Below are 9,995 nucleotides of genomic sequence, written 5' to 3'. Positions count from 1 at the left end.
TGTTTCGGGGGTGATTTTTGTTTTTTTTTTGATTTTTAGGGCGGTTTCAAGGGGAAACGGTTTTTTAGAGGTTTTGAGGGACGAAGAAGAGGGGGTTGGGGTGTGGGGGAGGGGGGTTGGGGGAAGAAGAGGGGGTTGGGGGCTGGGGGCTAGGGGCTAGGGAAGAAGGGAAAAGAATAAGCGGGTTTCAGCAATAAGCGAGTGTCTTAAATGCTTTGGCGGTTGCCATATTCAGACTCTAGCCGCGAATGCCGAGGCGAGCAATTAAAGCTTGATAGCGAGCTCTATCTTGTTTCTGGATATAGCTTAGCAGGCGGCGGCGGCGACCGATTAACTGCATTAAACCGCGTCGGGAAGAAAAATCTTTTTGGTTGATTTTCAGGTGGGCGCTGAGTTTGCTAATGCGATCGCTCAGCATGGCTACTTGTAGGTCGGCCGATCCTGTATCGGTTTCATGGGCTTGATATTGACCCATAATTTCTTGTTTGCGCTCTTGTGTTAGTGCCATGAATGGAATTTATGTTTTACTGTACTAATGCGACAATCCCTAATAATATCACAAGGGCTCTGAAATTTTGCAGTTGCGATCGTTTTGTCAGGGGAAGCACATCCGATCGTATCTGACACCATTCTCTTTAAGCCACTGGGAGTTTTAACCCCCATCTCAAAGGTGAAAGTCAGTTAAAACTGACTGAAAAGCTCATCTGACAAGAGCTCTCTTGCAAAAGTATATCGAGCTCATTAGTCCGCGTAGGCGGACTTTGTTTGTGTAGACGCGATTTCAATCGCCGGGATATTGTCAATAGCTTTCCCTTACCATCCCATTTATCTACTCAACCAAGCGATCGCTTCTCGAATCCAATCTTCCGCATTACCTTTCTTTAACAAACTCGGATCTTGACTCAGAGCCTGTAATGCCTGCATTACCTCCGCGCCAGTATATCCCAAAGCGAGTAAAGTCATCTCAACTTCTTCTTGAATAACTGAACTGACTCCCGCAGGTACAGATGTTGACAAACCCTCTTGATTACGCCATTCTGATAGTTTAGTTCTCAATTCCAAAGCAAGGCGTTCGGCAGTTTTGTTACCAACACCGGGAGTTTTGGCCAAAATGCGAGTATTACCCCCTACTATAGCTTGAACTAAGTCTTGCAATCCCAAAGTTTCCAAAAGTGCGATCGCGAGTTGTGCCCCAATACCGCTAACACTTACTAATTGCCGGAATAAATCTCGCTCCGCACCGGAAATAAAACCGTATAATACCACTTGGTCTTCCTTAACTTGTTGGTGAGTAAAAACTTGCACCACTTCCCCCATCGCCGGCAATTGTCCCGTCATTCGAGGCAAAATTTGTACTTCATAACCAATTTGATTGACTTCTAGAATCAATATCACGCGATTGTTACCTTTTTGAATGTCTGCTACTGTACCTTTGAGATAATTAATCATTACTACTAAGTCCTATTTAAAATTTAAAGCCATGTCTAAACATCAATTGCCATCTTGGCTTCCGCAACTGGGTTCTCAAGTCTGGATTCTAGCATTCGGTCGCTTTTTATCCCACACTGGCACTGGTTTTACCTTATTTTATGCTCCCATATTTTTTGTCAATCAACTTGGTTTATCTGCTACTGCTGTCGGTTTAGGTTTAGGTAGTGCTCAAGTTTCTGGAATTTTAGCCCGCATTTTGGGCGGTTCGTTGTCAGATTCTCCTGTTTGGGGCCGTCGTCGCACTTTGTTAATGTCAGCAATTATTTCTGCTGTAGCTTCTTTTATGTTAGCAACTGCCAAAGATTTTACCGGGCTAGTTTTAGGTAATGTTTTAATGGGTTTGGGAGTGGGTTTATATTGGCCGGCAACTGAAGCCGCAATCGCCGATTTAACAGAGGGAGAAGAACGCAGAGAAGCTTTTGCCTTAACACGATTGGCTGATAATTTAGGCTTACAAGTAGGAATTATTTTAGGAGGATTATTAATTACTTTGACTGGCGCTTATTGGGCGCTATTTATAATTGATGGCATTTCATTTTTGATATTTTTTGTATTAGTTTACTTTACAATTACTGAAACCTACAAACCCAAGATTTCAGATTTACCAGTGGGGACAGATGAAATTCAAAATGGCTGGAAAATTGCCTTACAGGATCGGAGTCTCCTAGTTTATGTCTTAGTAAATATTCTCTTCACTCTTTACATCTCCCAAACCCAAAGTACAATCCCTCTTTATCTTAGCAATTTTATCCCCGCAGCCCCATCAGGAAAAGGTTTTTCCCCTGGTACACTGACGGCATTATTTACTTGGCATACAATTTTACTTGTCAGTTGCCAATTGCCAATTGCCCGCGCTTTTAAGCGTTTTAGTCACACTAGAGCCCTAGTAATTTCGGCCCTTTTATGGGGTATAGGATTTATCCTGATTGGGATGACGGGAATTGCTCATAGTGGTAACATTTTTTTGGCAATTTTAGGCTTAGGTATTTTGTCAATTGCTATTGTTAGTTATACTCCTGCGGCTTCTTCAATTGTAGCTGATTTAGCCCCAGAATCTTTGCGCGGTGTTTATTTATCAATTAATTCCCAGTGTTGGGCAATTGGTTATTTAATCGGGCCACCTTTGGGCGGTTGGGCTTTAGATAAAGGGAAAGTGATCGGAGATAATTTTTGGTTGGGTATAGCTTTAAGTGTGGGAGTTGCTATCTTGATTTTACAGCAACTTGAGCAAATGTTGAAGAAATAGATTTGAATAACCAATTATAAAGCTGTTAGTACACCTCATCATGGGTTCCTATGTCAAGCAGAACAATAACTTCACTATTCGTTTCAGTTTCCTGTTCAATGGAAAAAAGCACGCGACAATCATAACCGCAAGAGCAAGACTGAAGACCTTCCAGTTTACCACTAAGTTTGTGAGTACCCAAATTGGGAGCAAATACATCTACTTCCATTTGTTGCAGAGTTTCTTCAATACGTTGCTGAATCTCAGGATTTCTCCTAACAAACTTACGGAATGCTCGTTTAAATTTGGTGGTCAAAACCAACGCTCTCATACTTCTGTCTCGCTCAAAGAGTCGCGTAAAGTAGTAATAACATCTTTAGCTGACTGAGAACTAAATTTGCCTGCATGGAAATCAGCCAAAGTTTGTTGAGCATCCGTAGCCATCTCTGCACGGCAACTTTCGTGGCGACGGTTTTGCAGAATTTTTATCAACATTTCCTGCTGCTCGTAAGGCAGTTTTAACGCAGTTTCTAGCACTTGGTCGAGAGTATTCATGGAAAATAGGGATTAAGGATATTTGCGTTTTCAATCATTGTTATTCTGTGAGAGCAACTAACAACTAACTATCAACAACGAACAAGTAAGCATTACTTTCGCCGTTGCTCCAACTTCCGATAAACTGCTCTCAAATCAACCTGATGATAAGCCAACACCACCAAAGTGTGATACAATAGATCGGCGACTTCTGAAGCTATCCCATCCTTGTCATCATCCTTACAAGCCATCACCACCTCCGCCGACTCCTCGCCAATTTTCTTAAGAATCTTATTATCCCCACCCTCAAATAGCTTGCAGGTGTAAGATGTTTCTATAGGGCGATCGCGGCGATCGCAAATCACCTCAAACAACTGAGACAGCGCATCCCCAGGCGGCGCGACAACTTCGCCATCCACCCGATGAAAACAACTCCTTTCCCCCGTGTGGCAAGCAACATCTCCCACCTGTTCCACCGTAAACAGCAAAGCATCACTATCGCAGTCATAACGCACAGACTTAATATTCTGAACATGACTCGAAGTCGCCCCCTTATGCCACAACTCCCCACGAGAACGACTCCAAAACCAAGTTTGCCCAGTTTCCAGAGTCTTTTGTAGCGATTCCCGACTCATCCATGCCATCATCAACACCGTACCATCCAAATAATCTTGAACGATCGCAGGCACTAAACCCTGCTCGTTGTACCGAATTTTCTCAACCGGGATTGATTGGCTCAAAGCAGCTAAATCGGGAGCAGACATATTTAAAGCTTCAAAAGAGAGGGCTGACCTTCTAGAATATCATTCTGAATTAAATGCTGGCATTAGTCTTGACAAGCTGCCTCAGCCCCGCAAGACCCGCAAAACACCCGCCTACCATCAAGCACTGAAAAATCAAGCTAGGGATTGCCAGCGATTGGTTTGTATCAGAAGATCAACTAATATAGTTTCTCTCATCCGCTTTCACCCCTATCCTCAGCTCCCATTCAAACATTCTATCCACTAGAAACCCTCATTAAGGAGAAAACATTGGTTTCCACAACCTTGAAAACTACAAAATCCGAAGAAATTTTCGCAGCCGCCCAAAAATTGATGCCGGGAGGCGTTAGTTCCCCAGTGCGGGCCTTCAAATCAGTAGGCGGACAGCCCATCGTCTTTGATAGAGTAAAAGGAGCCTATATCTGGGATGTTGATGGCAACCAGTATATCGACTACGTAGGTACTTGGGGCCCAGCTATCTGCGGTCACGCCCACCCAGAAGTCATCAACGCCCTGCGCGACTCCTTAGAAAAAGGCACCAGTTTCGGAGCTCCCTCAGCTTTGGAAAACGTCCTGGCAGAAATGGTAATTGATGCCGTTCCCAGCATTGAAATGGTGCGCTTTGTCAACTCCGGGACAGAAGCTTGCATGGCCGTTTCGCGGCTGATGAGAGCTTTTACTGGACGCGATAAAATCATTAAATTTGAAGGTTGTTATCACGGTCACGCGGATATGTTTTTGGTTAAGGCGGGTTCTGGCGTAGCCACCCTGGGCTTACCCGACTCCCCTGGTGTACCCAAATCTGTCACCATCAACACTTTAAATGCTCCCTACAATGATTTGGAAGCTGTCAAAGCGCTGTTTGCAGCCAATCCCGGCGAGATAGCAGGCGTAATTCTAGAACCAGTTGTCGGTAATGCCGGATTTATTGTACCGGATGCCGGCTTTTTGGAAGGCTTGCGAGAGATTACTAAGGAAAACAAAGCACTGTTAGTTTTTGACGAAGTGATGACCGGTTTTCGCATTGCTTACGGCGGAGCTCAACAAAAATTCGGCGTGACTCCCGACTTAACAACCCTTGGTAAAATCATCGGTGGCGGTTTACCAGTGGGCGCTTATGGTGGCCGTAAAGATATTATGGCAATGGTCGCTCCTTCTGGCCCAATGTATCAAGCAGGTACGCTTTCGGGTAATCCTTTGGCGATGACTGCTGGGATTAAGACTTTGGAATTGCTGCAAAAACCAGGGACTTATGAGCAGTTGGATAAAATTACTAAAAAGTTGTCGGAAGGATTGCTGAAAATTGCTAAGGAAACTGGTATTGCTGCTTGCGGCGGCCAAATTAGCGGGATGTTTGGCTTATTTTTCACTGGCGGCCCAGTTCACAATTATGAAGATGCTAAGAAGTCTGATTTAGGCAAATTTAGCCGTTTTCATCGCGGAATGTTAGAGCGAGGAATTTATCTTGCTCCTTCGCAATTTGAGGCTGGATTTACTTCTGTTGCTCATTCTGATGAGGATATTGACCGGACTTTGGCGGCGGCCCGTGAGGTGATGGCTAGTTTGTAATTGCTCCTCCTAACCCCCCTTTTTGCTTTCTTAAGGAGGGGGGAGCGAGAGTTCAAAGTCTCCCTTTTTAAGTAGCAGTAGGGGGAGATCGTTATAATTATTTTCCCCAAATTCTATCTGCAAAACCATGCTCCAAGCCATACCCAAAACAGTCACGTTTAATGAGTTCGTGGCCTGGTATCCAGAGAACTCTGCCAGCCGCTACGAACTACACAACGGAGTAATTGTTGAAATGCCTTTAGGAACTGGCGAACATTCCGACGTTACGGGTTTCATCTCCAGTGAAATCAATTTTGAAATCAGGCGATCGCAATTGGTTTACTCCATCCCTGGTGATTGCCTACTTAAACCCGCCCGTAACGAATCAGGTTATCAGCCAGATGTAATTGTCTTAGACCGAACCGCGCTCTTAAACGAACCGCGTTGGAAGAAAGAATCTATCATCACGATGGGGGCGACCGTGCGACTGGCTGTAGAGGTTGTCAGCACAAACTGGCGGGATGATTATTTTTTCAAAGCTTCCGACTATGAGGAAATGGGCATTCCCGAATACTGGATTGTGGACTACCTCGGTTTAGGTGGCCGCAAGTTTATCGGCAATCCTAAACAACCCACCCTCTCAGTTTGCCAACTGGTAGACGGGGAGTATCAGGTTAAACAGTTTAGGGAAAGCGAGAGGGTTGAGTCGCTGGCTTTTCCAGAGTTGAACTTAACAGTTGAACAGATTTTTCGAGCAGGCTAGGAATTCGCATCGCACGTTAACGCTATTCTGTCATTGCGATCCCAGCGAAGCCTAAGTTGCGAGGGTACGAAGCAAACCCAAACCCTTGCAACACGGTTATAGTGGGTAAGTCCTAGTCTTCTTAAGAGGACTTTCTATTAGACAGGAGTTTCAACTTCTTTTTCACTCTTAACCAGATTCTCTTCCCACTTACGAGGCGCACTAGCGCGACGAATATTACGCCAAATTTGAGTAGCGGCCAAAGTACCATCAGCAACAGCAATTGACACCTGATTTAATCCCTTCTTCAAATCACCAAGGGCAAAAATTCGACTATGGCTAGTTTGCGCCATCTCATTAGTAACTAAATTCTCACCATCCCACTCTAACCCCTCAATTCCCTTTAAATAATGGTTATGGTAAACCGAACCCATACTAATTAAACCAGTCGTCGCCTCAACTACCGTACCATCTTTTAATTCCACACCGCTCATTTGATGTTTTTCACCCAAAAAACGAGCAATGGGGGACTCATATAAAGGATATCCATGATCCGCAAGCTTCTGTCTCATTGTATCGCTCACCTCACACAAACCATGAGTTAGCACCGAAATATAAGGAGTAAACCAATTCAACACAAAAGCTGCATTGATTTGAGATTCGGAATTAACAATCAAAACTGCTTTCTGATCCCACATATCAAAACCATCACAAATCATGCAGACGTGAAGCGTATAACCTGCATAATTATAAAGATTCTGCATATCCTCAACTTCAGGTAAATTATCCATTATCCCCGATGCTGCGATTAGATATTTACTCCGAAATACAGGATAAATACTATCTTTTTTTCCTACCTTTACCCGTACCGCTAATGTCTCTCCTTCATCGGTTACTTCTTCTACATAACCTCGAAGATGATCTGCACCCCAGTCTAATGCTTGTTTAGTTCCATGATTCAATATATCTCTACCGGGTGTATGAGGATCGAGTCCTAAATAATTACGCAAATCCTGCATCCATAGCGATCTACCTTTACCTTTTTCTATTACTAAGCATTTAAGTCCATAGCGACCCAAATAGATTGCTGCGGACAATCCACCCATACCACCACCAACAATAATGGCATCATAAATAGTCTCAAGCGAAGCATCAAGATTTTTGCTAGATAGTTTCATAAAATTTTACTGAATTAGGGACAGGGAAAAAGGATTAATTGCTAATTGCTAATTGCTAATTGCTAATTGCTAATTGTGTACAAGGTAAAAACAACTTCTCAGTTAACAGTTAACCGTTAACAGTTAACAGTTAACAGTTAACAATTAACAGTTAACCGTTAACAATTAACAATTAACCAACAAAGGCTAAACGAGGTGCAGAAACACCAGTAGAAGTAGCTCCTTTAAGGTAAGCTAACATTGTATCAGCATCAGAAACTTCAAAGGGATCGGTAGGACAGTTATCTGCCAAACCTGGCTCCACAAACATCTTCTCAATCTTACAGTCATTGACTAGCATCGAATAGCGCCAAGAACGCTGACCAAATCCTATGTTAGATTTGTCAACTAGCATTCCCATTTTTTGAGTGAATTCACCACTGCCGTCAGGTAGCAAAAATACATTTTTTGCTCCGACACTTTTGCCCCACTGGAACATGACAAAGGCATCATTTACTGATACACAAATAATTGCATCAACACCTTGAGCTTTGAACTCATCATAGAGTTCTTCGTAGCGAGGTAAGTGGTTGGATGAGCAGGTTGGTGTAAATGCTCCTGGTAGTGAAAAAACAACAACTTTTTTGCCCGCAAAAAGTTGTTCAGTTGTTTTATCTTCCCAACGATAAGGGTTAGAGCCTTCTACAGACTCATCACGCACGCGAGTCTTGAAAACAACACTTGGTACAGATTTAATCTCAGCCATATTTACTTTTCTCCAGTGGTTTGAACACAACTTACAGCCTCTTGCTGGTATGTGAAGCACACCCACAAGACCAAAATCTTCTCAAGGCAGAAGATTTTTGCTGTACTAACTAAGAATAATTCTGATTTAAGAATAAGTCAATAGTAATAAATACCTAGTTATAATAAAAATTCAGAAATAATTGCTTTTCCAAAAAATCACTGCTAGGATATAAAAGTGGGTCATCTGATATACAGGGATATAGTGAGGTCTTCTTTGGTAAGGAGAACTGGAAGCAAGGCTGGACGGCATTTGGAGTAAGTTTAGTATGCAGCAGGAAGCGGATAGGATTGTTCAAACGTTAAAGTCTAAGGGATTACGGGTTACTCCTCAGCGGTTTGCTGTCTATGCAAATTTACTTACCCGTGCCGATCATCCAACGGTAGAGCAGATTTTGTGCGATCTTAATCAGAATGCACCAACGTCATCTCAAGCAACTGTCTACACTTCTCTGCAAACTCTTCGAGATGCTGGACTTGTGCGAGAGGTCTTGCTAGATGAGGGTGTTTGCCGCTACGATGCCAACATTGTACCCCATCATCATTTTCGGTGTAAGTGTTGTGGTGAGATTGAGGATATTGCCTGGGATCAGTTTCAGGGAATTGATTTACACCAACTACGCCCAGGATTGAAGGTTGATAGTTATGAGGTGACTGTTTACGGTGTTTGCGATCGCTGTGACGTTGAGTGATTGATTTTTCTAATTTCTTTCTATTAACTGTCTTCCTAACGATAGTTAGTAAATTGCAGCGCCACCGGATAATCTTCCTCTTTCAAGCGTTGAATAATCAATTGCAATTCATCCTTAGATTTAGCAGAAACCCGTACTGAATCGCCTTGAATTGAAGATTGAACTTTCTTGAATTCGTCACGGATTAACTTATTAATTTGTTTGGCAATTTCCTGGGCAATTCCTTTTTTCAGCTTAATCTCTTGGCGAACCCGACTACCGCTAGCAGATTCGACTTTGCCATAGTCAAAAATTTTCAGAGACAGGTTACGCTTAGCTGCCTTTGTTTGCAAAATCGTGTGAATGGCATCTAAGGTAAATTCACTGTCCGTATTTACATTAATTGCCTCTTCGCCCAATTCTACGGTCGTTTTCGTATCTTTCAAGTCGTAGCGACTTTGGATTTCACGCACGGTTTGGTCAACAGCATTGACTAATTCTTGCTTGTCGAAGTCACTGACAATATCAAATGAATATGTGGAAGCCATAAATTTTAATTGGTAATTGGTAATTGGTAATTGGTAATTGGTAATTGGTAATTGTTAGTAGTAAAGTATAACCTAAAACTAACAGTTAACAGTTAACCATTAACAGTTATCAAACTGAGAATAAATAAAGTGGCAGTGCAAAAAGAACCGATCCCAAACATTAGCGATCGCGCCAGCGGTACATTCAGAATATAAAAAACTGAAAATAACAGCCGCGTTATCACAAAAACAAGCGCCGCCCAACCAGCCTGATCCGAATTTTGACCAGTCGCATAAGCCATTAAAGCCGCCGCTGCAAAGACAACAAACGTCTCAAACGAATTTTGGTGAGCCCATGTTGCTCGCTGAGCATAAGCAGGTAACTTATCAAACATAGCGCGGGGTGCATTTAAATCGTAGCCTACTTGCAAACGCCCATAGGCCACGACTAAATACGGTGCGTAAACTAACACAGCTCCCGCTGCAATAGAATCGAGCAGAATTGTCGATACAGGTAATTGCAGAAGCATCATTC

The 9,995-nt window shown here is 43.0% G+C and carries 13 protein-coding genes; 4 read left to right on the top strand and 9 right to left on the bottom strand.

Annotated features, from left to right (window positions below; translation table 11 throughout):
* Nucleotides 1-238 precede the first annotated feature (238 nt).
* Nucleotides 239-508: a 30S ribosomal protein S15 gene (rpsO, locus tag PY364_RS23890; protein WP_272033180.1), complete on the bottom strand. Its 270-nt coding sequence runs from the start codon at nt 506-508 to the stop codon at nt 239-241.
* A 317-nt stretch (nt 509-825) separates the two neighbouring features.
* Complete coding sequence (ruvA, locus tag PY364_RS23885) at nt 826-1,449, bottom strand: Holliday junction branch migration protein RuvA (RefSeq protein ID WP_275570198.1); 624 nt, start codon at nt 1,447-1,449, stop codon at nt 826-828.
* A gap of 31 nt (nt 1,450-1,480) precedes the next feature.
* Between ruvA and PY364_RS23880 the strand changes: the two genes are divergently transcribed.
* A complete protein-coding gene (locus PY364_RS23880) occupies nt 1,481-2,737 on the top strand; it encodes an MFS transporter (protein WP_275570197.1) in 1,257 nt (418 codons plus the stop codon).
* Nucleotides 2,738-2,762: 25 nt separating this feature from the next.
* Here PY364_RS23880 and PY364_RS23875 read toward each other — a convergent pair whose 3' ends face one another.
* The 3 genes from PY364_RS23875 to hisIE form a co-directional block, all read right to left on the bottom strand.
* A complete protein-coding gene (locus tag PY364_RS23875; RefSeq protein ID WP_275570196.1) occupies nt 2,763-3,032 on the bottom strand; it encodes a type II toxin-antitoxin system mRNA interferase toxin, RelE/StbE family in 270 nt (89 codons plus the stop codon).
* Between the two features lie 11 nt (nt 3,033-3,043).
* Nucleotides 3,044-3,271, bottom strand: a complete 228-nt coding sequence (locus PY364_RS23870; RefSeq protein ID WP_275570195.1) for a hypothetical protein — start codon at nt 3,269-3,271, stop codon at nt 3,044-3,046.
* Between the two features lie 92 nt (nt 3,272-3,363).
* Nucleotides 3,364-4,014 (bottom strand): bifunctional phosphoribosyl-AMP cyclohydrolase/phosphoribosyl-ATP diphosphatase HisIE, encoded by a 651-nt coding sequence (gene hisIE / locus PY364_RS23865; protein WP_275570194.1) that lies wholly within the window; start codon nt 4,012-4,014, stop codon nt 3,364-3,366.
* Between the two features lie 267 nt (nt 4,015-4,281).
* Here hisIE and hemL point away from each other — a divergent pair, with 267 nt between their 5' ends.
* Together hemL and PY364_RS23855 are read left to right on the top strand one after the other, a co-directional pair.
* Nucleotides 4,282-5,580 carry a glutamate-1-semialdehyde 2,1-aminomutase gene (hemL, locus tag PY364_RS23860; RefSeq protein ID WP_275570193.1) on the top strand — a complete coding sequence of 433 codons (1,299 nt, stop codon included), beginning with the start codon at nt 4,282-4,284 and terminating at the stop codon, nt 5,578-5,580.
* A 127-nt stretch (nt 5,581-5,707) separates the two neighbouring features.
* Complete coding sequence (locus PY364_RS23855; RefSeq protein ID WP_275570192.1) at nt 5,708-6,322, top strand: Uma2 family endonuclease; 615 nt, start codon at nt 5,708-5,710, stop codon at nt 6,320-6,322.
* A gap of 137 nt (nt 6,323-6,459) precedes the next feature.
* Here the strand turns inward: PY364_RS23855 and PY364_RS23850 are convergent, their stop codons facing one another.
* Together PY364_RS23850 and PY364_RS23845 are read right to left on the bottom strand one after the other, a co-directional pair.
* On the bottom strand, nt 6,460-7,479 hold the full coding sequence (locus PY364_RS23850) for an NAD(P)/FAD-dependent oxidoreductase (protein ID WP_275570191.1): 1,020 nt from the start codon (nt 7,477-7,479) through the stop codon (nt 6,460-6,462).
* A gap of 172 nt (nt 7,480-7,651) precedes the next feature.
* Nucleotides 7,652-8,224, bottom strand: coding sequence for a peroxiredoxin (locus PY364_RS23845; RefSeq protein ID WP_275570190.1), 573 nt, complete (start codon nt 8,222-8,224; stop codon nt 7,652-7,654).
* 307 nt (nt 8,225-8,531) lie between these two features.
* Here PY364_RS23845 and PY364_RS23840 point away from each other — a divergent pair, with 307 nt between their 5' ends.
* Entirely contained in the window at nt 8,532-8,954 is a 423-nt protein-coding gene (locus PY364_RS23840) for a Fur family transcriptional regulator (protein ID WP_275570189.1), read from the top strand.
* 35 nt (nt 8,955-8,989) lie between these two features.
* On the opposite strand, the gene PY364_RS23835 is transcribed toward PY364_RS23840, so the two are convergent.
* Complete coding sequence (locus PY364_RS23835; RefSeq protein ID WP_275570188.1) at nt 8,990-9,481, bottom strand: YajQ family cyclic di-GMP-binding protein; 492 nt, start codon at nt 9,479-9,481, stop codon at nt 8,990-8,992.
* Nucleotides 9,482-9,573: 92 nt separating this feature from the next.
* The gene (locus PY364_RS23830; protein WP_343278702.1) at nt 9,574-9,990 is read right to left on the bottom strand and encodes an MAPEG family protein; all 417 of its coding nucleotides are present in this window, start codon (nt 9,988-9,990) and stop codon (nt 9,574-9,576) included.
* Nucleotides 9,991-9,995 lie beyond the last annotated feature (5 nt).

The sequence above is a fragment of the Kamptonema sp. UHCC 0994 genome, assembly GCF_029167235.1.
Taxonomy (GTDB): Bacteria; Cyanobacteriota; Cyanobacteriia; order Cyanobacteriales; family Microcoleaceae; genus Kamptonema.
Note: the sequence above shows the minus strand (reverse complement) of the source record. Positions and strands in the feature narration are given on the sequence as shown.

What these genes read in the sequence shown, in the direction of transcription:
- hisIE (WP_275570194.1), bottom strand. Translation starts at nt 4,014, where the DNA reads ATGTCTGCTCCCGATTTAGCTGCTTTGAGCCAATCAATCCCGGTTGAG.
- rpsO (WP_272033180.1), bottom strand. Translation starts at nt 508, where the DNA reads ATGGCACTAACACAAGAGCGCAAACAAGAAATTATGGGTCAATATCAA.
- PY364_RS23830 (WP_343278702.1), bottom strand. Translation starts at nt 9,990, where the DNA reads ATGCTTCTGCAATTACCTGTATCGACAATTCTGCTCGATTCTATTGCA.
- PY364_RS23845 (WP_275570190.1), bottom strand. Translation starts at nt 8,224, where the DNA reads ATGGCTGAGATTAAATCTGTACCAAGTGTTGTTTTCAAGACTCGCGTG.
- PY364_RS23850 (WP_275570191.1), bottom strand. Translation starts at nt 7,479, where the DNA reads ATGAAACTATCTAGCAAAAATCTTGATGCTTCGCTTGAGACTATTTAT.
- PY364_RS23840 (WP_275570189.1), top strand. Translation starts at nt 8,532, where the DNA reads ATGCAGCAGGAAGCGGATAGGATTGTTCAAACGTTAAAGTCTAAGGGA.
- ruvA (WP_275570198.1), bottom strand. Translation starts at nt 1,449, where the DNA reads ATGATTAATTATCTCAAAGGTACAGTAGCAGACATTCAAAAAGGTAAC.
- PY364_RS23835 (WP_275570188.1), bottom strand. Translation starts at nt 9,481, where the DNA reads ATGGCTTCCACATATTCATTTGATATTGTCAGTGACTTCGACAAGCAA.
- PY364_RS23880 (WP_275570197.1), top strand. Translation starts at nt 1,481, where the DNA reads ATGTCTAAACATCAATTGCCATCTTGGCTTCCGCAACTGGGTTCTCAA.
- PY364_RS23870 (WP_275570195.1), bottom strand. Translation starts at nt 3,271, where the DNA reads ATGAATACTCTCGACCAAGTGCTAGAAACTGCGTTAAAACTGCCTTAC.
- PY364_RS23855 (WP_275570192.1), top strand. Translation starts at nt 5,708, where the DNA reads ATGCTCCAAGCCATACCCAAAACAGTCACGTTTAATGAGTTCGTGGCC.